This is a genomic window from Aeoliella fuhlenseeensis, from assembly GCF_052161615.1.
GTDB lineage: Bacteria > Planctomycetota > Planctomycetia > Pirellulales > Lacipirellulaceae > Aeoliella.
Map to the genome: position 1 here is coordinate 4,758,364 of NZ_CP197417.1, position 24,764 is coordinate 4,783,127.

15 protein-coding genes and 1 tRNA gene are annotated in these 24,764 nt (G+C 61.2%); 8 read left to right on the forward strand and 8 right to left on the reverse strand.

Going from position 1 to position 24,764, the window contains the following annotated elements:
• Positions 1 to 20: 20 nt before the first annotated feature.
• The 6 genes from SH292x_RS18600 to SH292x_RS18625 form a co-directional block, all read right to left on the reverse strand.
• Entirely contained in the window at positions 21 to 1,328 is a 1,308-nt protein-coding gene (locus SH292x_RS18600) for a coproporphyrinogen-III oxidase family protein (protein WP_442482523.1), read from the reverse strand.
• A gap of 170 nt (positions 1,329 to 1,498) precedes the next feature.
• Positions 1,499 to 2,620 carry an outer membrane protein assembly factor BamB family protein gene (locus SH292x_RS18605; RefSeq protein WP_442482524.1) on the reverse strand — a complete coding sequence of 374 codons (1,122 nt, stop codon included), beginning with the start codon at positions 2,618 to 2,620 and terminating at the stop codon, positions 1,499 to 1,501.
• A complete protein-coding gene (locus SH292x_RS18610; protein WP_442482525.1) occupies positions 2,613 to 3,728 on the reverse strand; it encodes an iron-containing alcohol dehydrogenase in 1,116 nt (371 codons plus the stop codon). The genes SH292x_RS18605 and SH292x_RS18610 overlap by 8 nt, the downstream gene beginning before the upstream one ends.
• 92 nt (positions 3,729 to 3,820) lie before the next feature.
• Entirely contained in the window at positions 3,821 to 5,239 is a 1,419-nt protein-coding gene (locus SH292x_RS18615) for an aldehyde dehydrogenase family protein (RefSeq protein ID WP_442482526.1), read from the reverse strand.
• 475 nt (positions 5,240 to 5,714) lie between these two features.
• Entirely contained in the window at positions 5,715 to 6,827 is a 1,113-nt protein-coding gene (locus tag SH292x_RS18620; RefSeq protein ID WP_442482527.1) for a hypothetical protein, read from the reverse strand.
• Between the two features lie 848 nt (positions 6,828 to 7,675).
• Complete coding sequence (locus SH292x_RS18625; protein ID WP_442482528.1) at positions 7,676 to 8,146, reverse strand: hypothetical protein; 471 nt, start codon at positions 8,144 to 8,146, stop codon at positions 7,676 to 7,678.
• A gap of 402 nt (positions 8,147 to 8,548) precedes the next feature.
• On the opposite strand from SH292x_RS18625, the gene SH292x_RS18630 reads away from it, so the two are divergent.
• The 7 genes from SH292x_RS18630 to SH292x_RS18660 all read left to right on the forward strand — a co-directional run bounded on the left by SH292x_RS18630 (position 8,549) and on the right by SH292x_RS18660 (position 21,767).
• Positions 8,549 to 9,085: a hypothetical protein gene (locus tag SH292x_RS18630; RefSeq protein WP_442482529.1), complete on the forward strand. Its 537-nt coding sequence runs from the start codon at positions 8,549 to 8,551 to the stop codon at positions 9,083 to 9,085.
• Positions 9,069 to 10,760 (forward strand): DEAD/DEAH box helicase, encoded by a 1,692-nt coding sequence (locus SH292x_RS18635; protein WP_442482530.1) that lies wholly within the window; start codon positions 9,069 to 9,071, stop codon positions 10,758 to 10,760. The genes SH292x_RS18630 and SH292x_RS18635 overlap by 17 nt, the downstream gene beginning before the upstream one ends.
• 202 nt (positions 10,761 to 10,962) lie before the next feature.
• Positions 10,963 to 11,811 carry a sugar phosphate isomerase/epimerase family protein gene (locus SH292x_RS18640; protein WP_442482531.1) on the forward strand — a complete coding sequence of 283 codons (849 nt, stop codon included), beginning with the start codon at positions 10,963 to 10,965 and terminating at the stop codon, positions 11,809 to 11,811.
• An 85-nt stretch (positions 11,812 to 11,896) separates the two neighbouring features.
• On the forward strand, positions 11,897 to 13,867 hold the full coding sequence (locus SH292x_RS18645) for a M14 family metallopeptidase (RefSeq protein ID WP_442482532.1): 1,971 nt from the start codon (positions 11,897 to 11,899) through the stop codon (positions 13,865 to 13,867).
• Positions 13,857 to 15,659 (forward strand): M14 family metallopeptidase, encoded by a 1,803-nt coding sequence (locus tag SH292x_RS18650; RefSeq protein WP_442482533.1) that lies wholly within the window; start codon positions 13,857 to 13,859, stop codon positions 15,657 to 15,659. The genes SH292x_RS18645 and SH292x_RS18650 overlap by 11 nt, the downstream gene beginning before the upstream one ends.
• 1 nt (position 15,660) lies before the next feature.
• Complete coding sequence (locus SH292x_RS18655; protein WP_442482534.1) at positions 15,661 to 18,474, forward strand: alpha/beta hydrolase-fold protein; 2,814 nt, start codon at positions 15,661 to 15,663, stop codon at positions 18,472 to 18,474.
• Between the two features lie 104 nt (positions 18,475 to 18,578).
• A complete protein-coding gene (locus SH292x_RS18660; RefSeq protein WP_442482535.1) occupies positions 18,579 to 21,767 on the forward strand; it encodes a GH116 family glycosyl hydrolase in 3,189 nt (1,062 codons plus the stop codon).
• On the opposite strand, the gene SH292x_RS18665 is transcribed toward SH292x_RS18660, so the two are convergent.
• Positions 21,750 to 22,631 carry a glycerophosphodiester phosphodiesterase gene (locus SH292x_RS18665; RefSeq protein WP_442482536.1) on the reverse strand — a complete coding sequence of 294 codons (882 nt, stop codon included), beginning with the start codon at positions 22,629 to 22,631 and terminating at the stop codon, positions 21,750 to 21,752. The genes SH292x_RS18660 and SH292x_RS18665 overlap by 18 nt on opposite strands.
• A 170-nt stretch (positions 22,632 to 22,801) precedes the next feature.
• Here SH292x_RS18665 and SH292x_RS18670 point away from each other — a divergent pair, with 170 nt between their 5' ends.
• Positions 22,802 to 24,523 carry a glycoside hydrolase family 172 protein gene (locus SH292x_RS18670; protein WP_442482537.1) on the forward strand — a complete coding sequence of 574 codons (1,722 nt, stop codon included), beginning with the start codon at positions 22,802 to 22,804 and terminating at the stop codon, positions 24,521 to 24,523.
• A gap of 78 nt (positions 24,524 to 24,601) precedes the next feature.
• Here the strand turns inward: SH292x_RS18670 and SH292x_RS18675 are convergent.
• Positions 24,602 to 24,675, reverse strand: a tRNA-Pro gene (locus SH292x_RS18675).
• Positions 24,676 to 24,764 lie beyond the last annotated feature (89 nt).

A 24,764-nucleotide genomic window follows, 5' to 3' on the forward strand; every position in this document is an offset into this window, starting at 1 on the left:
GCACTTCAAGACTCCCGCCCTCAAGTATACCGAACCCCCTGATGCTCCTCCTCAAAGAACGCCGGCAGCAGGCTATCCGCTCGCATCAGTCCGTCGCGGGTGAGCCGAATGCGGTCGTCGTCCAAGATCGCGTAGCCCTCGCTGACGTAACCCTGCCACACTTCGTTCCAGTGGTCCACGATGTCGACGCCGAACTTTCGCTCGAAGTACGCGGGATCCAGCCAACCCTTTTTGAGTTGCAGCACCATCTCGCGCACTAAAGCTTGATGCGGCGTGATCTTGAGAGCGCGGCTGATCGGTAGTTCGCTGTTGTCGCCCGCGGCGTCGAGCCGGCCGATGTACTGGCTCCATTCCGGTTCGTTCTGATAATGAACGCCGGAGATATGGCCGAAGCTCGCGATGCCAGTGGCGAGCAAATCGCTCCCCTGCCACAAGTTGTCGCGGTAGCTGAAGTTCACGCCGGGCTTGACCATCGTGTAAGCGCTCGATGTCACGTAGCCAGCGTCCAGCAGTTGATCGAACGCCCACGTGAGCCACTCGCGTTTGGTCTCCCAGTCGGCGACCGGCGTTTCGATCACGCCGCCGAGAATGTCCTTCGAGTAGACCGTGTTGAAGGGCAGCTCCATCTGGTAAATCGTCACGCTGTCGGGGTCCATGTCGATCACTCGCCGCACGGCGTCCTGCCACTTCTCGGTGGTATCGCCAACCATGCCGCTGATCAGGTCGATGTTCACGCTGTCGAACCCCGCGGCTTCGATCCATGGCCACGCCTTCAAAATCTCGGGCGACTGATGCGCGCGGCCGTTGGCTTCGAGAATGGCGTCGTCGAAATGCTCGACGCCCAGGCTCAATCGCGTGACGCCTATCTCCTTGAGCGTCGCGACCTTCGCCTCACTGAGCGTGCCGGGCTCGCATTCGAAGGTCACTTCCTCGGCGAGGCTCCAGTCGATGTTCTCGCGCAGCCGATCGACCAAGCGGTGCAACTGACGGCTCGATAGGAACGAAGGGGTCCCGCCGCCGAAGTACACGAAGCGGAAGGGCCGCCCACCCATCGCCGGCAACTTGCTCACTAGCTCGATCTCGCGCGACAGCGCGGCCAGGTACTCTTCGACCTCGCCACCGTTCTTGTCGGTGAACACCTTGAAATAGCAGAACTTGCACCGCTTCCGGCAAAACGGAATGTGCAGGTACAGCCCCAAAGGCACTTCCGCCGGAGGCGAATTCAGCGCTTCAATCGCATCCCCCACGTTGTCCCGCGACCACTGCGAGAACGGCGGATAGTTGCTGATGAAGTACGAGCCAACTTCGGTTTTCGTCGATTCGGCCATAAGGAAGTAGTTAGGTGTTAGATGTTAGTCGAACTTGTCATCCTGAGGGAGCCTAAGCGACCGAAGGATCTTGCGGAGGAGCAAACTCTCTATTTGCTTGACAGTTCTTGGTACTTGAGATTCTTCGGGTCGCTCCACTCCCCTCAGAATGACATGAGTCGTTGTCCGTATTACTTCTCTTTCTCTCCAAACGCGTACAACGTCCCGTCGGTGTTGCCAATCAGCAGCATGCCATCGACCACCACGGGCGATGCTACGAAGTTGCCACCCGCGTCGAAGCTCCACGTCTCTTCGCCCGACTCGAGGTCAATCGCGTGCAAGGTTCCGCGCTGCGTGGCGGCGATCGCGACGTTTCCCGCGATCAAGGGCGAGCTCTCCACCCGCGTCCGCGTTGGGAAGGTCCACTTGGATTCGCCCGTTTCAATGTCCACGCCGAACACCGCTTTGCCCTGGCTGCCGTACACGGCCAGTTTGTCGTTCACGGCCGCCGCGGTGCGAATGCCTTGCTTGCGCCGGCGGTCGGCGTAGTTCCACACGATCGTCGGTGGCGATGTTGAGGTATCAATGGCGTAAAACGTTCCTTGCTCGGTGCCGAAGTAAATCATCTTGCCCCGCGCGGCTGGCGTGCTGCCGGTGGGGCCGTCAATCGCCACGCTGTCGACCTCCTTCGCCGTGCTGACGTCAATGGCGTGCAGCTTGCTGTCGCAACCCGCGAGCATCGCCCGGCCATTAATGATTGTGGGCGTGCATCGGAGCGGTGCGTCGATCACGAACTTGCCCACTTCCTCGCCCGTATCGGCGCTGTGGATAGTAAAGGTTCCCGCCTCGGTGGTTACGAGCACTTTGCCTTCGTAAATCATCGGGCCCGCCATCGCCTCGGCTTCGATCGGCACGTTCCAGCGCTCGTCGCCATCCGCCAAGGCGACGCATCGCAGCGCCCCGTCGAAGTCGCCAATGAACAGCCGGTCGCCATCAATCGCCGCGGACGACAAAAAGCCCGCGTCGCCGTACTTCTTGGTCCAAACCGCTTTGCCCGTCTTGAGGTCGATGGCGTGGATGGTTCCTTCGACATCGCCGACGTACGCAATGGCGTCCTTCACCACAACGCTACCTTCCAACCCCGCCGAGCCCGTAGAGTAACGCCACAGCTCGGTTGGCGAAGCGGGCAGCTCGCTGGTCGCGACGCCGGACGACTCAAGATCGCCCCGCGCAAGAAGCCAGTCGTCGGCGTAACAACTCGAAGCGCAGAGCGAGAGTAGAGCAAGAGCGACGACGAGCTTGCCCTTATTCATACGCTGTCTCGTACATCCGCAAGTAATCATCCTGGGTCATCTCCACCGGATTGAACGTGCCGGTCCACTGCTGCATCGCGGCGGCGGCCAGGTGGGGGAGCCGATCGCGCTCGACGCCGCACTCCTTCAGTGTACCAGCTAGGCCCGCGCGGTGGGCGAGCTCCGACACCAAATCGGCCAACTCTGCGGCCGGGCGCGACGAAAGTTCTTCGTACCAAGCCCCGACACTTTGGCCGTTGTGCCGAATCACGTGCGGCAACATCAGCCCCACTGCCTCGCCATGCACCACACCAAACTCGGCGGTGAGCGGGTTTGCCGAAGCGTGCGCCGAACCGAGCATCGAATTCTCAATCGCCAGCCCCGCAAACATCGCCCCCAGCTGCATGTCGCTGCGAGCCTCAAGATTCTCGGGCTCCGACAGCACTCGTGGGAACGCCTCGGAGAGTAGCGACCACGCCTCGCGACTGAACGCCAAAGACATCGCGTTGCGACGTCTGGTGACAAACGTCTCGAGCGTGTGCGCGAGGGCATCGATACCGGTGAGCGCCGTCACGCGTGGTGGCTGCGTCACCGTGAGTTCGGGATCGAGCAGCGCCACACGAAACGCGGCCCGCTTGTCGCCACACGCCATTTTCACGTGCGTCACGGCGTCGGAGATCAGCGCGAACGACTGCGTCTCACTCCCGGTCCCCGAAGTAGTCGGCACCGCCACCATCGGCAGCATGTCGGCCGTCGCTTTGCCCACGCCCCAATAGTCCCGCATCTGCCCGCCGCACGAATAGACGAAGTTGATCCCCTTCGCACAGTCCATGCTGCTGCCACCACCGATGGCAACAATCGCATCGGGCAAGAACTCCCGCGCCACGGCGAGCCCCGCATCGACATGATCGGTCGAAGGATTCTCTTCGAAGCCATCGAACACCCGCGTCGCCATCCCCGCAGCATGCAGTGAATCGACCCCCCGCCCCGTATGCCCCGCCTTCTCAATCCCCGGATCCGAAACCACCAGCACCCGCGAAGCCCCTAACCCCGCGACGAGCGCACCCAGCTCCCTAACCCGGCCAGGGCCAAAGATAATCTGCGTCGGGCAGTGGAAATCAAAGGACATAAGCTTTTAGCCACGGATGAACACTGATAAACACGGATGGGCCTTCGGTCTTATCCGTGCCCATCCGTGTTCATCAGTGGCTAACAAAAAACCTAAGCAACCTGCAAAGCCCTGTTCTTAAACAAGAACTCGATCAAGTTGCCTTCGTGGGGTTGGAGCCAGTCGACTTGGCTGGTGGGGATGGGGCCGAGGTTGAGGCGGTCGATGTCGGTACACGCGATCAGGTCGCGGCGGAATTCTTCGTCGTTTGTCACGCCGGTGCAGATCAGCGAGTAATCAATCGCGTCGAGCATCTTCGCCTGTGGGCACTCGACGACATTGACCATCGGGAACATGTATTCTTTATTCCGCGAGTCGCTCTCGATCGAAGCGTGGTGCAGCACCACGGGACGGAGGTACGCCACGGGGTCGCGCTCTACGAGCCGCTCGCCGTACTTACTCGTCATGTCGGTTACCAGCGAAGCCTTGGCGTCGTTTTCAATCGCGCCCCAGATCGACTTGGCGGCACCGGGAATCGTAAACGCGGCGAGACCCGCCTGGGGATTGTCGGGTGGCAGCACTTCAATCGGACCGAGCTTGGCGGCCAGCGCCTCGGCGATTTCCTTGGTGTGACGCGAGGCGTAGATGCTCGACGCGTTCAGGCAACTTCGCCCGCCGTTGCGGTAGACGCTGTCGGCCATCATGTCGATGTACTGCTCCCAGTCGTCGACGCAGTCGTCGCCCAAGAGGATCTTCGAGAAGCCCGGCCCGTGCACCTGCACCTTCGGATTGCCCGAGTACTGCTGAACCGTTTGCGGTCCGCCAAAGATCATCGCACGCCGGCAACTCGACAGGATCGCCCCGCCAATGTCCGCGCCGGCACCCGGATAGATGCAGAACGTTTCCTTGGGAATCCCCGCCTCGACCATCGCCGAGTAAACGCGATACGGTGTCCAAGGCTCGCTCGAACCTGGCTTCAGGACCAGCCCCATTTGCAGCGCGATCACCGGTAGCCACAACGTGTGCACGCCGGGCGAGTTCGATGGCAGCACAGCACCCAGCGCGTCGCACTGCGCCTGGTAGCTGACGATCACGCCACGCCCCTCTTCGCCATAACCGCGAGCCAAGATATTCAGATCGAGCCCGCGGGTGAGAGCGTCGAGAATCTGCTCCATGTTCTTCAGCACGAACGCGTTCTTCGTGACGTTCGCCTGGCACATGGCGATCGGCATGCCGGTGGTCGCGGACTGCTGCTGAATAAAATCTTCGGGCGTCTGCTTTTGATCGCCGACGGTGAGCGTTCCCGTCTCGAACAGCTCCCCCGCCTTCTTGCACGCCGCAATCAAATCGGCTGGCGACATCGCCTGCAGCGACCGCCGCGCGAACTTCGCCTTCTTGGCATCGCGCTGCACGATCCCCGCGCCGACGGTATGCACCTTCGCCACCGGCTCGCCCGTATAGAAGTGCTTCACTTCATCGACTTCGAGCGACTCGTACGGCTCGCCCCAACGAATAGCTTGGAGTTCAATCATGTTTCAGGCGGGGGTGAGGGGTGGGATTGGTGGGCGGGTGTAGTTTAGCCACGGATGGGCACGGATTTTCATGGATAAACTGAACTCTTGTAACAACAATCCAACGGCTTGCCTCTTCGCGGTGCCAGAGATGTCCAATGACTCGTCGCAGCTTCTCTACATGTCATCACGCGGCTTGGTTGCGGTCTCGGTCACACTCCGGCTGGTGGCAAGCTTACTCCTCGACCGCGAATTTTGTTGGCGAACGAACCCAGGGTGGCGCATCGGCTCGTTCCTCGCCTCAGCTTACCCTGGGCTATCTTATTGCGCCCCTTCGGGGCTAAGGCAAGCCTGGGCATGCCTTGCTTCATCCGTGGAAATCCGTGTCCATCCGTGGCTAAGTAATCAACGCAGCACCAGGGACGAGATCCTTCAGTCGCTGAGGCTCCTTCAGGATGACACAAAGAAGTCTCTGCGTCCTCCGTGCTCTCTGTGGTTAATAAACGCCAACGGTCGTGCCTCCTTCGAGTCGGCTGTACGGCCTCACGCCGCTTACGCCGTCCCAGGGGTACATTTCGTGGGGGGGTTCGCGTTCGCCTTCGTCGCGTTCCAGGAAGCCGGGGACGAAGAATTCTTGGGTTAACGTCGTGAGTTTCGTGCGGCCCGTTTCGCCGTAGCCCACCAAGCGGTCGGTGTCGTCGAAGTCGACCACTTGCACCACGGCGCGGGGCTGCGGGGCATGGTAGGTGATCTTGTACTTGTTGGCGGCCGTGACCGGTTCGCTGCACGCCAGGCCCATCAGCGTGTTGCCATAGGTGGGGGTCATGTAGATGCCGCTCACCTCGGGCGGGCCGCCGAAGAACTCCTCGACGCAGAACTTCGTCCACTGCGGCGTGAACTCAGTGCCGCCGGAGAAGATGCCGGTGATGCCGGTCTCGGCGAGCGACGTGCCGCGATTCTCCAGTTCGATGCAGAGCGCCTCGATCAGCTTGGGCGTGGCGAACATGCACTTCACGTCGTGACCCGAAGTCAGGATGGTGATCGCTTGATCGATGCAGTGCTTCTTGTACTCTTCGAGATGATCCATCCAGCCTTTTTTGATGAGCTTGATGACCCACCGCGGATCGAGGTCGACGCAGAAGCAAATGCCGCCGCGAAACTGGGCAAGGTGCTCCACCGCGAGCCGCAACCGACGTGGACCGCTGGGACCCAGCATCAGCCAGTTCGAGCCCGGTGGAAAATACTTGTCGGGCAGCGTTGCACTGAACAGCGAGTAGTCGGTGCGAAAGTCTTCCATCGCAATCCGGCTCTTCGGAATGCCCGTCGTGCCACCGGTCTCGAACACGTAGACCGGCTTATGCGCCAGACCCTTCGGCACCCACCGCCGCACAGGACCACCACGCAGCCACTCGTCTTCGAAGTCGGGAAACTTATCGAGGTCCGCAAAGCACTGGATGTCCTTCAGCGGATCGAACGACAACTCCGATTTCTTTTCGAGCCAGAAGGGACACCCGGTGTCGTCGTTGAAATGCCAATGCACCATCTCGACGGTGTGGGCATCGAGTTCGTCCTGGGCCTTTTGAACCGCCGCTTGCAGAGCATCGGACATATTGGGGGACCGCTTGGTCGGTTGGAAAGGAAACGGGATAAATGACCAATGACGAATGTCCAATGACCAAGCCAGTTGCATCGGTCCTTGTTAATTCGTCATTGGTCATTCCCAACACACTGTTTGTAGCGAACCGAGCACCGACAGGCAAGTTTGCGGGCTTCCTCAGCAACGTCGTCGTAGCCGAATTCGCCAGAATTCGGGCCCTGGACAACAGGTTGGAACAGAAGGGAACGAAGAGAACAAAGCGGGGGAAAAGAACAGGAGGAAACGGAGGGAACAGAGATGAGCAAGAACGGAAGACACCGTACTCCGTTCTTTCCCCGAAGGGGTTGCACATGTCAGCCCAGGGGAAGCAGAGGCGAGGTACGAGCCATAGCGTAGCCCTGGGTAGTCGTGCTCTGCGCATCCCGAACTCATGCGAGTCCGGCTACCAGAAGGTGTTCGACAATCCCGACTTTCTCCAAAAAAGTGACTTGAAAGTACTCACCACCCTGCTCCAATCGGGGTACGGGAACGTGTGTCCACACGCGACACTTCGAGGTCCGAGTCTTTTTGTGGGAGGGCTCTCTGAGCCCGATTGCCTGGTCTGCAAGTCATCCATCTGCAGTAGCCGTTTCCAATTGTTTCACGTGAAACAATTTTCGCAGTTTTCGTATCGGGCTCGGAGAGCCCTCCCACAGGTCGGCCTCCTCGGGATGGCTGAGCCCTCCTACAGTTCAAGACGATTGGTTTGTCGATTTCTCAGCCCAGGCCCCCACACATTCGACAAACTCTCCCTAAACAAAAGTAGCCCCGAGCAAACGCTTGCTCGGGGCTACGTGAAATCGTTTTGTAGAGCGCGACAACTAGGCTTGCGACTCGGTGGTGCTCGCGGTCGGGTTGGTGCCGAGTTGCGCGAGCACTTGGATCACGCCGTTGAGGTGCGCGAGGCGTGGTCCGTAACGGTCGATGAACTCGTTGAGCATGAACTCGCCGTCGACCAGGTCGTCTTGCGTGTCGTTGATCTCTTCGGTCAGTCGGTCGAGGTATTCCACCTGAACCTTGCTCAACAACTCAGCCGCGGTGCGGCAGTCGTCGGCCAGGTCGGGGTTGGCCTTCTTCCACTGGTGGAGTTCCTGGTTGCGCTGGCGCTCACGGGTGGCCATGGTGCTGACCAGTTCTTCGAGCAGCTCGTTGGTGCGATCTTGCGCGGCGAGCACTTCGCGAAGCAGCTCGACCTGCTCTTCGCCTTGCGACAAGACGGAGCGGGGCTGCGATGCGGCGGTCACATCGACCTGGGAGAACATCAACGGGAACGACGAATGCGGATTACTCATATTGCCCTTTATCCTCGGGGACCCTCTGAAGGGTTTCGAACCATGCTGGGTATGCAGCGATGGCAGTGCCTCCCGATACCTGACGCCTCCCTGGGAGATACACGCGTGCTAGCAACACCAGCACGGCGCAGGGGCATGCTGCTTCCTTGCCCCTCACACTAGTCCCTCAGTATACCGACTCGCCACGACGTAATCCAGAATCTGGAACCGTATTTCTAGGCCCCATAGGGGCTCCATCGACCGCTATCGTGGCAAAGCTGGCAGGTGGCGGGGACTGTAATGATTCTGGAGAATTCAAGTGCTACAGGGCACTCTCCCGATTCTGCTGTTGTGGGAGCCTTCCCCGCCGCTCCCGATCGCAAGCAATCGCATTGTGCGGATCGACCCCGTCGACCGACCCCCATGAAACACGACCCCTCGCCAGCCGAACCCGTGTTTGGGTTCCTGACCGTCATTCAGGATGCCTCCGCGGGAATGCTCGGAGGCCTGCTCATCGTCAACCGCCGAGGGCGTCCCCTCGAATTCCACTGCACCGCACCGGTCGCACCCAGCCGGGCCGAAGAGATCCTGTTCGGCCCCACGCTCCGCCCGCACTTCTTCAGCGAGCGGATCGGCGCAGCCCTCTTGGCCAAAGCGTCGGCAGCGATGGCCGTGGTGTTCGTCCACCAGCGCGACGCCTGGGGGGTGGCCGAGGAGACATCGGTGCCCGTGGTGCTGGTAGAAGCCGCTACCAGCGAGGAGACGAACGCCACGCCGCTGCTCGACCACGTCGACGAAGCCGAGCGCGCGAACGTCGAGCAACTGCTCGCCGAGCTGACGCGATACGTCGACCTCGCCGAGCCATTCGAGCGAATCGTGGACGCGGTACGCGAAGCGGGCCTCGTCGGATCGGGGCCAATCGAGGACTCTAGCGAGGCGGGACATGCTGAGGCCGCGTGAAGACGAAACTCCCCGTGCGCCGGTGGCGCTGTCGGCGGTGAACTTGGGTGCGATGGTGCGCCCCGAGGTTCGCTCGCAGCGATTCACCGCCGAGGGACTCGACGCGCTGTCACTGCCGCTCGCGATGGAAAAGATCGCGGTCAAGAGTTTTCGATTCACGCCACGTGATGCGCCCTCTGCGGGCGACAGACCCAGTCGCCCGCAGACCAAGCGCAAGTCGAACACGCACACTCGCATTCGCGCGCCGCGCGATGTGGTGCGGCTCGAAGACCGGTTGAGCTACGCCCTTCAGCCACCGCTCGAAACGCTGCTGGCGGACGAAATGGTCGAGCTGCCGTTTAAGCCGTTCGACTATCAACTCGATGGCATCGCGTTTCTGTTCCCACGCCAACACGCGGTGCTCGCCGACGAGATGGGTCTTGGTAAGACCATGCAGGCGGTGACCACCGTGCGGCTGCTGATTCGCAGCGAGCAGGTCCGCAAGGTGCTGCTGGTGTGCCCCAAGCCGTTGGTGACCAACTGGCAGCGGGAGTTTGCGCTGTGGGCGCCAGAGATTCCGGTGACCGTGATCTCGGGGCCGAGTGCTCGTCGCGAGTTCCTGTGGCAGCAACAGTGCGTGTTGTCGCTCGTCAATTACGAGACGCTCGTGCGTGACGAGTCGATCATCGAATCGCTTGGTCTCGACTTCGACTTGGTGGTGCTCGACGAATCGCAGCGGATCAAGAACCGTACGGGCGCAACCAATCGCGTGGTGAAGAACCTGACGCGCGAACGAAGCTGGGCGCTCACCGGCACGCCGATCGAGAACAGCATCGACGATTTGGTTGGCATCTTCGACTTCGTAGCACCAGGCAGCCTGCGTCCTGGAATGAAACCCCGCGAGATGGGACGGGCTGTCTCCGACTCGGTACTCCGCCGCACCAAGGACATGGTGATGCAGGACATGCCGCCCAAGCTGATCCGCGACACCGACATCGAACTAACGCCCGAGCAGTGGGAAACCTATCAGCTCGCCGAGAACGAAGGCATCGTCCATCTCGACGACCTGGGCGAAGCGATCACGCTGCAGCACGTGTTCCAGTTGGTGCTTCGGCTCAAGCAGATTTGCAATTTCGATCCCATCACCGGCGCAAGCGCCAAGCGCGATCAACTGATGGCCGAGCTCGAAGAGTGCGCGGCGAGTGGTCGCAAGGCGATTGTTTTCAGCCAGTGGGTTAACACCATCGAGAAACTCTCGACGTCGCTCGCCGCGTTCAACCCCGTCGAGTACCACGGCAAAATCCCGCACGCTAAACGCGATGGCGTGCTCGCGCAGTTCAAGGACGATCCGAAGTGTAGCGTCATCCTGATGAGCTACGGCGCGGGGAGCGTGGGACTGAACCTGCAATTTGCGAGCTACGTGTTCCTGTTCGATCGTTGGTGGAACCCGGCGATCGAAGACCAAGCGATCAACCGCGCTCACCGCATCGGCTGCGCGGGCCCCGTGACGGTAACACGATTCCTGGCCGCCAACACGATCGAACAACGCATCGACCAGATCTTGAACGAGAAACGAGAGCTGTTCGACTCGGTATTCAGCGAAGGCCGCTCGCCGAGGAACCTGAGCCTGTCGCGCGAGGAACTCTTCTCGCTGTTCAACATCTCGACGCCCGAAGGGCGCATGCGAGCTGCGTAGTAGAGTATCACCTCGTTCCCACGCTCCGCGTGGTAACGCATGCCTAGCCGCTCCGCGGCCGTTCGCACCATGACCGCGGAGCGGTCGCCCATTGTGTTCCCACGCAGAGCGAGGGAACTGGCCACGCAGTTGCTCTTCATGCTGGACGCGGTTACCTTCGACACAGGTAATTGCGTTCCAGATTCAGACTGCGGAGTTTTCGATGAGCGAGAAGTGGCCTCTAGGTGTTTTTGCGAGTATCGACGCTGGGCTTGGCGTCGATTTGGACGTCGCGCGGGAGCTTGGCGTCACGACCGTGCATTTGCATACGCCGCATGCTGAGTCCCGCACGCCCGAGCGGATCGCCGAGTTTCGCAAGCGGCTCGACGACCTGGGCATTCGCGTGACTTGTGTGTTCGCGGGCTTTGAAGGGGAGAGCTACGCCGACATTCCCACGGTCGAGCGCACGGTGGGTATCGTGCCGAAGGACGTGCGGGCGGCCCGCACTGCCGAGCTGATGGAGATCGCCAAGTTCGCCAAGGCGCTGGGCGTCGACACGGTGGGGCTGCACCTGGGGTTTGTGCCGCACGACCCGGCGGATCCCGACTATACAGAGCTCCTCGAAATCACGCGGCGTGTGTGCGACGCCTGCGCGGCGGATGGGCAGTACGTTCACCTGGAGACGGGCCAAGAGCCGGCGGACGTGCTGGACGCGTTCCTGACCGCCGTGGACCGGCCGAATCTGTTCATCAATTTCGACCCCGCGAACATGATCCTCTACGGGTGCGGCGAGCCCCTGCCGGCGGTCGAGTACCTGGGCAAGTGGGTTCGCAGCGTCCACTGCAAGGACGCCACGTGGTCGGACCAGCCGGGCGTGACCTGGGGGGCGGAGACAGCCCTGGGCAAAGGAGATGTCGATTTCGCGAAGTTCCTGGCGGTTCTCGACCGCATTGGGTACACGGGGCCGCTGACGATTGAGCGAGAAATCCCCCAGGAACCTGCTAGGCAGAAGGCGGAGATCGGCGGGGCGCTCGACCTGTTAAAGTCGCTGAAATCGGCATACGGGTTATAGGCGGCCTGCGTGGCGGAATGGCCGGGAGGGTAGTAGACTTACAGTTTACCCGCCTTCACCATCCTACCCGCCTCGGATACCCCGCATGCCCCTACCGCCTTGCACCTGGAAGCAGGCCTGTCTCGCCATTGTCCTGGCCCTCGCCGCCTCGCGCGGCATGGCCGACCCCGTAAAACTCCCCGGCTATCAGTCGCCTGAAGTCTTCGAGGCGATGCTCGAAGTGCTCGCCGACAGTGAGCTGGTGACCAAGACCACGCTCGGCGAGACGGCCGAGGGTCGCAAGGTCGACCTACTGACCATCGGCACGGGCGACGTCGATTCGAAGCCCGCCATTCTATTGGTAGGGAGCGTCGATGCCGCGAACTTGGTGGGTTCGGAAGTCGCGGTGCGGATCGTCCAGCAACTGACGGACGCGCACGCGAAGGGAGACGAGTCGGTCAAGGAGCTGCTCGACAACCTGACTCTTTATGTCATCCCGCGTCCCAGCCCCGATGCGTCGGCCCATGTATTCGATGCGCCGACCACCGGCCGCGCGACCAACTCGCGCAGCACCGATGCCGATCGCGATTTCGAGTTCGACGAAGATCCGAACGAGGACCTGAATGGCGACGGCGTGATCACGATGATGCGTGTCGCCGATCCGACCGGTCCCTGGATGGAACACCCGAGCGACCCGCGCCTGTTGGTGCGAGCCGAAGCGAACAAGAAAGAGCTCGGCCAGTATCAGCTCTACACCGAGGGCGTGGACAATGATCACGACGAGTTGTGGAACGAAGATGGCGCTGGTGGCGTCGACTTCAATCGCAACTGGACCTTCGAGTATCCCTACTTCGCAGGCGACGCGGGGCCGCACCAGGTGTCGGAGCCCGAGACACGGGCCATCGCCGACTGGATGTTCACGCGGCCGAACATCTACATGGTGTTTTCGTTCGCCCCGCAGGACAATCTGACCAAGCCGTGGGGCGTGGCTCGCGATAACAACGCCCGCATCAAGAAGCAGGTATTGCCGGAAGACGGGCCGAGCTACGAGTTCCTGTCGAATCTCTACGGCGAAAAGGTCGGCAAGGAGAACGCCCCTGGTGCCGCGGGTCCGGAAGGCACTTTCGCACCTTGGGCCTACTACCACTACGGCCGGTGGTCGATCGCCACGCCGGGGTGGTGGATTCCTAAGGTAGAAGCGAAGAAGGAAGAAGGCGAAAAGAAAGACGACGCCAAGAACGACGACGCCAAGACGGACGAGGCGAAGCAGGAAGACACCGAAAACGTAGAGTCTGAAGCCAAGGACAACGACGGGGAAGACAACGAGGACGGTAAAAAGGAAGACTCCGAAGCGGAGGACTCTGAAAAGGGCGAGGCCGAAGAGAAAACGGACGACGCGAAAAAGAGCGACGACAAGTCCGAAGGCAAGGAAGAGAAGAAGGACGAGAAGAAAGAAGACGGCCGTAACGCCGAGGAGCGGAACGCGCTGGCCTGGTTCGCGGCGAACGACATTGATGGCTTCGTCGATTGGGTGGAGGTCGATCATCCCGACTTCCCTGGCAAGAAGGTCGAGGTCGGTGGGTTCAAGCCACTGGTTCGGCAGCATCCGCCTGCGAAAGATCTGAACGACATTGCCGCTAAGCACCGCGAGTTCTTAATTGAACTTTCCAAGCTCGGTGCCAAGCCTGAGTTTGTTGCGGTGAAGTCCGAACCTCTTGGCGAGGGCGTTTATCGCGTCTCGGCGACGCTCGCCAATCTGGGTTACCTGCCAACGCAGAGTTCGATGGGCCGGACGGCTCGCAAGCTGCAGCGGCTCGACATCGAACTGAACCTGCCCGAAGGCTCGAAGCTGCTCGTAGGCGATCGCCGCGTCAACGCGGGCGTGCTCGCGGGGAGTGGCGGCAACAAAGAAGTGACGTGGCTGGTACGCTTGCCCGAGGGGACAAAGACCCTCGAACTGCGAGCGGGCGAACCATCGATTGGATTTACGGAATATACGTTGACGCTCGACGCGACAGCTCGCGATAACGCAAGCGTGCAGGAAGCAAACACTGAGGAGGCCTCTGATGAAAACTAAACTTGCTATTGCCCTCGCGCTGTTCCTTTCCGCTGCGGTTGTGCGTGCTGAGGAGAAACCTATTTACCAGCCGCTGGGTGCGCCGGCCGATCCGAAGGTTTCGGTGCGGTGGAACTACTACCGCGACTACGAAGAGACCACCAAGCTGCTGAAAGAGATTGCAGCGGCGCATCCGAACTTGGTTCGGCTCGAGAGCCTCGGCAAGTCGCACGAGGGTCGCGAGATGTGGGTGATGACCATCACCGCCAACATTGGCGAAGACAAGAAGGCCGAGCTCGCGAAGCCCGCGTTCTGGATCGATGGCAGCATTCACGCCAACGAAATCCAGGCGACCGAAGTGGTGCTCTACACGGCGTGGTACCTGACCGAAATGTACGGCCGGAATCCGATGGTCACCCGGCTGCTCGACGAGCGAGTGTTCTACCTGATGCCGATTATGAGCCCCGACTCGCGGGATGCTCATTTGCACGAGCCGAACACGACGCATTCGCCACGTGGTGGTCAGCGGCCGGTGGACGACGATCGCGATGGCCTGGTGGACGAAGACCCGGCCGAGGACATCGATGGCGACGGCAGCATCACGCAGATGCGCGTTCGCGATCCGCACGGACGATTCAAGCCACACGACAAGTATCCCGGCATGATGATTCGCGCCGAGCACAACGAGACCGGCACCTACACGCTGCTGGGCTCGGAAGGAATCGACAACGACGACGATGGCAGCGTGAACGAGGACGGCGATGGGTACTACGACCCCAACCGCGACTGGCCCTGGTTCTGGCAGCCGCAGTACGTGCAGAACGGTGCCCACAACTACCCTCTGTCGATCGCCGAGAACCGGATGGTTGCCGAGTTTGTGATGGCCCATCCGAACATCGCGGGTGCCCAGTCGTACCACAACACGGGTGGCATGCTGCTGCGTGGTCCCGGTGCTAAGGACGATCGCTGGCCGCGTGCTGACATCGAGGTCTACGACCACATCGGCCAGCGCGGCCAGGCGATGCTGCCCGGCTATCGCTACATCAACACGGCAGACGATCTGTACGAAGTGTGGGGTGGCGAGACCGATTGGTTCCACACGATGATCGGTGCGTTCGTGTTCGTGAACGAGCTCAATACGCCATTCAACATGTTCCGCGAGTCGAAGGGTGGAGGCTTCTTCCCAAGCGAGGAAGATCAGCGGAAGTTCGACGAGTGGCTGCTGCTCAGCGATGGCTTTGCCGAGTGGAAAGAGGTCGACCATCCGACCTACGGCAAAGTAGAAGTCGGTGGCGTGAAGAAGAACTGGGGGCGTCAGCCGCCATCGTTCATGCTCGAAGAAGAATGCCATCGCAACATGGCGTTCACGCTGTGGCACGCCGACCAGATGCCGCAGGTCGCAATCGACGACGTGACGGTCCGCGAACTGGATGGCGGACTGCTCGAAGTGACCGCGACGCTGATGAACCGCAAGCTGACGCCCACGCGTTCGGCGTTCAACGTCGAGCACAAGGTAACCGCACCCGATGTGGCGTCGCTCACAGGCGACGATGTTCGCGTGGTGACAGCGCTGGTGTCGGACGACCTATTGTTCGATTCGCCCCGCGAAGTGGAGCGCGACCCGGCGAACGTTCAGCTCGACGCGATTGGTTCGTGGCGACCGAAGTACGTTCGGTGGTTAGTAGCCGGCGCGGGGGATGCGAAGGTTTCGCTCGACACCGTGAAGGGTGGCAACGCGACGAAGGAAGTGAAGCTCGAAGCCACGCCAGCGAAGGACGATGAAGCCAAGCAAGTTGAGGAAGGCAAGGAGTAAGATGTCGCTCGAACGTTTTCGCTGGTTGATCGCGTGCGCCGTGCTGGCGATGGCAGGGTACTTTGTCGCTGCGCCTAAGCTTGCGCAAGGACAAGAGCCTCCCGCGACGGAGGAATCTGCTGACGAGGGCGAAAGCGCGCCGAAACAGGAGACCCCTGAGGAAGGTTCGAGCGAGGAGTCGGGGGACGAGAAGTCCGAAGACGAAGGGTCGGAAGAGTCAGCAACTCCCGAAGATGACGACGAATCCGACGCAGAGTCTGATTCTGAAGAGCAGGACGACTCCGAAGACTCTGCGAAAACGCCAGCGGATGAGGAAGGTGAGGACGAGACGGCGAAGGAAGAGGACGCCGATGCAGAGAACGAAGAGGTCGGCGAGCTTCCTAAAGAAGTCGTGTTCAAAGAGTTCGTGACGATTCCACTCGTCGGCATTTATGGCCGGGCGAGTGTGCATATCGATCCGATTGACGCGGCGATGGCATCGGGGAAATTCGCGATGCCGAAGGCCGGCGACAAGTTCGACACCGGGGCCGGCCGCGAAGTTGCGTGGCGTGCGGCGAAGGTGAACGACGAAGGAGTGCTGTCGACTCGCTCGATTCGCGGTGGCTACGCGGTGGCGTCGTTCGACTCGCCGGCGGCGGGCATCCTGCTGCTCGAAGCCACTGGCCACGCGATGGCCTACGTTAACGGCTTGCCCTACGCGGGCGATCCGTACGCCTATGGCAACTACGCGCTCCCAGTGCGAGTCGAGAAGGGCGAGAACGTGCTGGTGTTTCACGTCGCGCAGAGCGAACTCACCGCGCGGCTGGTGAAGCCATCGGCCGAAGTGTTGCTGTCGGCCGATCGTGCGGTTGTGCCATCGCTGGTGCGTGGCGAGAAGGCCGGCGAGCGATGGGCGTCGGTAACCGTCGCGAACTACTCGGAGAAGCCACTCGCGAAGCTTGCCATCGAAGCCGAACTCGAAGGGGGCGAATCCCTCAGCACGCCGGTCGAGTGGCTCGACGCCGCCACGGTGCGAAGCTGCCCGGTAGAGTTCAAGGTACCCGACGAACTGAAGGGTGACGTCGCGAAGCTCGCGTTGCGGCTAGTGCAAGACGACAAGGTGCTCGGCGAGCTGGAACTGGAACTCGAAGCGGTCGATGCGTCGGCGCTACAGACGCGGACGTTCGTGAGCCGAGTTGATCGGAGCGTGCAGCCTTACGTAGTGCTGCCTGCGGCGAAGGAAGCGAGTGGCGAGGCGACGCATCTGGTCGCGAAGTCGGACGAAGAAGAAGACGCGACGATCGGCGCGATTGTCGCGTTGCACACCGATGGGATGACGCCGCGAGATTTCGCCGCGCAGTACAAAGCCAAAACCTGGGCCCACTTGATTGTGCCGGGCGGACGGGGCGAGTTTCCGCTCGACTGGGAGGAGTGGTCGCGGATGGATGCCCAAGAGGCACTGTCCGATGCCGAGGACCATTTCGAGATCGACGCCGATCGCATTTATGTGACCGGCCACGGCATGGGTGGGCACGGAGCACTTGTGCTGGCGACGTCGCTTCCCGACCGGTTCGCGGCGGTGGCCACCGCTGCGGCGTGGCCGAGCCTATGGACCTACGGCGGCGGTATGCCGGAGTACGACAAACCGACGAAACTCGAATCGATCCTAATCCGCGCCGCGCGGCCCAGCGACACCGTGGCGCAGCTGGTGAACCTGGCGAGCGTGGGTGTGTACCTGACGCATGGCGTGGACGACGAGCAAATCCCCGCGAAGCTCAGCCGGCAAATCGCCGAGCAGCTCGCCGCGTGGCACAACGACTTCGCGCTCTACCTGAAACCCGAGGCGGGCAACTGGTGGGGTGCGGAGACGGTGGACTCGGACGAGCTGATGCAGTTCCTCTCCGCACGCCGCCGCAATCCCGAGGTGGCCGCTAAGCGAGTGCGACTCGCTACGTCGGACCTGGGGACACTGGCGACGAGTCAGTGGCTCACCATCGGCGCACAGAATGAGCAGTTTGCAATCAGCGAAGTGGACCTCGAGATCAAAGAGTCGCCGCTGTCGATCGTTGGCACGACGAAGAACGTCAAGCGGATGCGCATCGACCGGTCGGTGTTCGACGAAGCGAAGCCGTTTGTGATTCGCCTGGATGGGGGGCCATCGGTAGTGGTGCCGCGGATTCCGAGCAGTGGTTTGTGGCTCGAGAAAGTGAACAAGCAATGGGTGCAGCGGCCGACGCCGCCGCGAAGCGATAAGGGCCCCCATCGTTATGGTGGCATGAAGGCGGTGTTCGACCACGACGTGCTACTTGTGTATGGCACGGTGGGCAACAAGGAAGAGAACGCCTGGTCGCGGGCCAAGGCTCACTTCGACGCGCAGACGTTTGCTTACCGCGCAAGCGGGGCGATTGAAGTGCTGTCGGACACGGAGTTCGTCGAGAACCTGCCACGCGATCGCAACGTGGTGTTCTATGGCAGCGTCGACACGAACAAGGCTTGGGCCAAGCTGATGTCGTCGTCGCCGGTGCAAGCCGGGCGTGGGCGATTCCGCGTGGATACGCGTCCCGAGACAGGCGACGATCTTGGTTACGTCGTAGTGCGTCCGCGCACGGGGACCACGCGTTACTTGGTGGCCGCTGTGGGTGGCACGGGTATCGAGGGGATGCGGCTGACCAATCGCCTGCGATACTTCTGGGCGGGAACGCCTTACCCCGATCTGCTCTTGATCGGCCCCGACGCCCTCAACTCGGGCGATGGCGGGATTCGTGCGGCAGGTTACTTCGGCGACGACTGGAACGTCGACAACGCCGAGATGGCGTGGCGAGATTTGGCGCTGTAAGGCGATTGGTTCCCAAAGAACGCGCACGGCAGTTCCGACTTTTGCGAAGTCGGCCTTGGGGCGATGCCACTTTGGTTGACAAACGTGGTCTCTAGCGGCGGATAATGGCTGGTTCAGCGCGGCGGCGAGCATTCGCCGACGGGCTGGCGACCACCAAGCTCGACCACGGAGAGACCATGACAGGCGACAAGGCAAAGCAAGCGGACACTGGCACCTGCGATAGTTCTTCCTGTGGATGTGGTCCGCTCGCGCGGCGAGAGTTCGTGCAGGTGCTGGGTCTCGGTGCCGCGGCGTTCGCACCGGCCGGGCTGGCGATCTCGGCTCCAACGTCAACGCCTGTCGCGGTGAAAGGGAACGGACGTTACCAGAAGCGGCAGGAGCGCGAGTACAACGGTCCCTACACGGGCAAGTACCTCGACCGCGTGGCGTTTCCGATCGGTGGCATCGGGGCGGGCATGTTCTGCCTAGAAGCGACGGGGGCCATCTCGCATGTCTCGATGCGCAACACGATGGAAGTGTTCCACGCCCCTGCCGCGTTCGCGGCCATCTGCGTGAAGGGCAAGGAGGGCAACGTCGCGAAGGTGCTCGAAGGCCAGGTGCCCGAGTGGAAAGTGTTCGGACGCGGTGGCAATGGCAATGGAAGCGGCGGCACCACGTATGGCTTCCCGCGGTTCGAAGAGGCGGCGTTCACAACCCGTTTTCCATTCGCCGAGATCGAACTTGCCGACTCCGAGATGCCACTCGACGTGACGATCACCGGCTGGAGTCCTTTCGCGCCGGGCGACGCCGATAGTTCGTCGCTCCCCGTGGGTGGGCTGGAGTACTCGTTCCACAATACGTCCAGCGCGGCGGTGGAGGCGGTGTTTACGTACAACACACCGAACTTCATGGCCCGCGGCGATAAAGGTACTGCGATCAACGAATTCGACAATGGATTCTTGCTGACCCAAGCGGGTACGAACGAGAACCCCGAGCGCGAGGGGGCATGTGCCATCTACACCGACCACGACAACACGGTAGTGGACCATGGCTGGTTCAAAGGGGCGTGGTTCGATTCGCTGACCATCGTGTGGGAGAACATCAAGAGCGGCCGCATCATCGACAATCCAGTAGTCGACGGCGCGGCTCGCGGGGCGACGCTCGCCGTGCCACTAAAGATCGCCCCCGGGGCGACGGAAACGGTGCGGGTGAAGTTTGCCTGGTACGTACCGACGACCAACCTGCAGTCCGGCAATTCGGCTGCCGGAACCTCGCCCGCGTTCGCCGCGGGACCTTCTCAGGGGACGGCGGATGGGCAGCAACGGGTATCGGGGTTCGAAGGCAACGGGCTCATCAACACGTTCGATCCCGACGGCGATGGCGCGATTGGTACGCTGACCTCGCCTGAGTTCACCATCGAGCGGAAGCATCTGCAGTTCCTGCTCGGGGGCGGCCGAAATCCTCGCCTGGCGAGTTTGAACCTGCTGGTCGATGGCAAGGTGGTCCGCAACGGCACGGGCAAGGACAATGAAGAACTCACTTGGCAATCGTGGGACGTGTCGGAATTCAAGGGAAAGAAAGCACAACTTCAGATCGTCGACCAGGCCACCAGCGGGTGGGGGCACATCAACGTTGATCACATTGTCCAAACCGACAAAGTGGCGGACAGCATAGACGGACTCGCCGATGCCATCGTGATCGCCGACTTCGAACAGAAAGACTTTGGCGATTGGGTCGCTACCGGCCCCAAGAAGTCCGAAACGAAACCGGTCGCCAAGTACCACGTGCCGTGGTACGCCGGAAAGTTCGATAGCGTGGACGCCGTCGCCAAGCATTGGAACGACAACTACGACACACTTCGCTCGGAAAGCAAGGCGTTCAGCGACGCGTTTTACGACTCGACGCTTCCTCCTGAAGTGATCGAAGCGGCGGCGGCGAACCTTACGATTCTCAAGAGCCCCACGGTGCTACGTCAGACCGATGGGCGGCTATGGTGCTGGGAAGGCTGCAACGACAACGTCGGCTGCTGCGCTGGTTCGTGCACACACGTTTGGAACTACGCCCAGGCGCTGTGCCATTTGTTCCCTGAACTGGAGCGCTCGCTGCGTCAAACCGAGTTCAACGACAGCCAGTCGCCGGAGGGGCACCAGACGTTCCGGTCGGCGCTTCCGATTCGCCCGGTCGACCACGGCTTCCACGCGGCGGCCGATGGTCAACTCGGTGGCATCCTGAAGGTCCATCGCGACTGGCGGATCTCGGGCGACACCGAGTGGATGCGCGAGCTGTGGCCCAAGGTGAAGCAGAGCCTCGACTACTGCATCGAAACGTGGGACCCGCGTCATCAAGGCGTGCTCGACGAGCCGCACCACAACACGTACGACATCGAATACTGGGGACCCGACGGCCATTGCACGAGCTTCTACCTGAGCGCGCTGGCGGCTGCTTCGGCGATGGGCACGCACTTAGATGAAGACGTCTCGCGGTACGAGGAGCTCCTCGAAAAGGGAACTCGGTACCTAGAAGACGAGCTGTACGACGGCGAGTACTTTTTCCACCGTATTCAGGTCGATGGGCTCAATGCGAAGTTCGAGCCGCTTTCCACCGCTGGCAATGGCGAGGGCTACGCCGAGCTGATCGAGGATCTCAACCAGCAAGGTCCCAAATACCAGTACGGCACCGGCTGTTTGTCGGACGGCGTGCTCGGGTTCTGGATGGCCCAGGTGTGCGGCGTGGACCAAGTGGCAGATCGCGGGAAGGTTCGCAGCAATCTCAAGGCGATCCACAAGTACAACTTCAAGCCGAGCCTGGTCGACCACGCGAACCCCCAGCGCCCCACGTACGCCTTCGGCACCGAAGGTGGTCTGCTCTTATGCAGTTGGCCTAAGGGTGGCCAGCTTAGCATCCCGTTCGTCTACAGCGACGAAGTGTGGACCGGCATTGAGTACCAGGCGGCTTCGCACATGATGCTCGAGGGGATGGTCGACGAAGGGCTCGACATTGTGCGTGCCTGCCGCGATCGGTACGACGGTCGCGTTCGCAACCCATTCAACGAGTTCGAGTGCGGCCACTGGTACGCCCGCGCGATGTCTAGCTACGCTCTGCTACAAGGACTCACCGGCGTGTGGTACGACGCGGTCGACCAGACGCTCTACGTCAACTCACAGATCGGCGACTTCCGCAGCTTCCTCTCCACCGCCACTGGCTATGGCACCGTAGAGCTAAAGGACGGCAAGGTTTCGCTGACGGTCAAGCACGGCACGATTCCGGTCAAGAAGTTCGTGGTCGCCGGCAAGGCCTCAATTGCCACCAGTTGAGTTGCCGTCGCTTGCCGGTTTGGAAGCATCGCCTAGCGCGCCGGCGAGTTGTTCGCGGAGCCACGCGGGGCGGTTGGTGGTAATCGACCACACACCTTGCTCGATGTAGAACTTGGCGAGCGCGGGATCGTCGACCGTCCAGACGTGAAACTCCTTGAGGCCCGCTTCGCGAAGTTTCTCAATCGCCACGGCATCGAACGCCCGGCGATTCGCTTGGCTACCAAGTCCATCGGCACTAGTGGCCTTCAGCGTGCTGGCGATCTTCGCGGGCACGGGCGACCAGCGGGGCATTTTCACCTTCGATTCTTTGTAACCCGTGAGCCAGTGCACTTTCACATCGGGAATCTCGCGTTTGCACTCGGCGACTGCTTCTTCGTCGAACGCAATGATCACTAGGTTATCGAGCGGTACCGGGCTGTCTTCGAGGGCTTTCTTCAGCGGCGCGACGATCTCGGGGCCAGTCTTGAGCTCGATGAAGAATCGCTTACCTTCAGGCACCGACTTGAGCACTTGGTCGAGCGTCGCGATTCGCTCGTCCGCGTATTTGGGATCCTTCCAGCTACCGACGTCGAGCTTCTGCAACTCGGCGAGCGGTGTCTCGGCGACCACGAGCTTCTCGCCCGCGGTACGCTTCGTGTCGTGGTCGTGAATGCAGACGATGTGGCCATCGGACGACAGATGAAAGTCCCCCTCCGCGCCGTCGGCACCTTGCTGCCAAGCAAGGTCAAACGCCGCCAAGGTATTTTCCGGTGCATCGAACGAAGCACCGCGATGAGCCACGATCATCTGTCCAGAGGCGCTCATCGAAATCACTCCCAGCGCGATTGCTAAAGCCACGGTTTCGTACGTCAAGCGAATGGGCATTTCTAGTCCTTGTCTCGAAAGGGGAACCACTGCCGCCCGCGGTTCGTGCCCCATAGCCTAGTTCTGCTGCGCTCGATTGTAAAAGAGTGGACGTTCGTAGCCGCGTGGTTGCTCGCATGTCGAATGGGGAAAAAACGGACTTCGCTGCCTAAATTACCGAACTCGCCGTATTGAGTGGCCTGCGTCGCGGTGGCAAGATGGGGCCTCGCCCGTCGTCGAGCCTCGCCGACCAGTGGCGTATCTCTGCCCCCCTGCCCCAAGTTCTCAACATGCCGATTCGCCTCGCCCGCAGTTTCTACCATGGGGTGCTACTTGCACTCATTGCGATTCACGCACCCACGACGTACGCCCAGTCCCTGGGGCAGCTTGCGTTGCCTCAGGAAGGTCGAAGCATGCGGGCGACATCGGCGCACCGCGTGAACGACAAGGGCGAATTTGATCCCAACGGTGAGTTCGACCCCAACAGCAACTACGACAACAAGAACCTCGCGCCGGGCGAGACGCGGGTGCTACTCGAAGCCGCTGGGCCGGGGGTGGTTACGCATATCTGGATGACGTTCCTCGGCCCCGAGCCCCACCAGTGGGCGAAGGACGGTGCGGCAAATCACCAGGAAATGCTGCTCCGCATTTACTACGATGGCAGCGATCGCCCCGCTGTCGAAGCACCGGTCGGCGACTTCTTTGCCAATGCGTTTGGCAAGCGATCGGAAGTAGTGAGCATTCCGGTCGTTGTCGAGGATGCCGACTCGTACAACTGCTTCTGGCACATGCCGTTCCGCAAGTCGATTCGCGTCGAGATCGTCAACGAAAGCGAGAAGCCCGTCGGGCTGCTGTACTACAACATCGACTGGATCAAGAAGGACAAGATCGCCGAGGACATGCCCTACTTCTACGCCCAGTACAAGCAGGAGTATCCGGTCAAGCAAGGCGAGGACTACGTGATCCTCGAAACCGAGGGGAAGGGCCACTACATCGGCACCGTGCTGAGCGTCCGCACGCGAAGCCCGTCCTGGTTTGGCGAAGGGGACGAGAAGATCTACATCGATGGCGAGGCAAAGCCCTCGATCTGGGGCACCGGCACCGAAGATTACTTCCTCTCTGCCTGGGGGCTGCAGACCGTCAATACTCCCTACTTTGGTACCGCGTACTTCGACCAGTGGGGCATCGTTGGTGGCCACACCAGCGCCTACCGCTGGCACGTGCAGGACCCCATCGTGTTCAACAAGTCGATCAAGTTCACCATCGAGCACTTTGGCTGGATTTCGCCCGACGAGAACCCCAACTACAAAAGCGATAGTTGGAACGAACGCCAAGACGATTACTCGAGCGTCGCGTTCTGGTACCAAACCGGAACTCCCACGTTCAAAGCCCGCGCGCCCCACGCCCGCGAGCGAAAGCTGGCGAGCCTCGACCAAACGTTCTACGCGACCGACACCCTCGATAAGCTCAAGCATGGCGAGGGGATGGCGGACAAGCAGAACGTAAACAACTACCCGAAGGGACACGTGCTGTACCGTGCGGATTCGGACGAGAACTCGTGGATCGAGATTCCGTTTAAGGTCGAGAAGCACGAACCTGTGCGTCTGGTGCTCAACGCCACCCGGTCGTACGACTTCGGCACCTACCAGGCGTCGCTGAACGGAGTCGAGCTCCCCGGCAAGCTCGACTTCTACCACGATGGCACCGACGAGTGGGAATACCACCTGCTCGACGCGTGGCTCGAGCCGGGCGACTACGTCCTGCGTCTCGACTGCACCGGCAAGAATCCAAAGTCGTCCAACTACTGGGCCGGCATCGAATCGATTCGTCTACGTGAGAGACGCCCGCGTGTGGTGGACTGGGCGCACGACAAGGACAAAGACTGGCGGGCTGAGCCGAAGCTTTACGAGTAGTTCGATACGCCCGAGCCCTGGAAATAACAAAACCCCGCGGAGCATTGCTTCGCGGGGTTTTTGAGTTTCTCAAGCAAGTCGGGCCGACAGGATTCGAACCTGCGACCTTTTGACCCCCAGTCAAACGCGCTACCAGACTGCGCCACGGCCCGATGGTGAGAGGGCAGCGGGGACGCGCCAACCAAGTGGCGGCACCCTCTGCCGAGCCCCTAAATATCGCATATTCGCTGCTGCGTGGCAA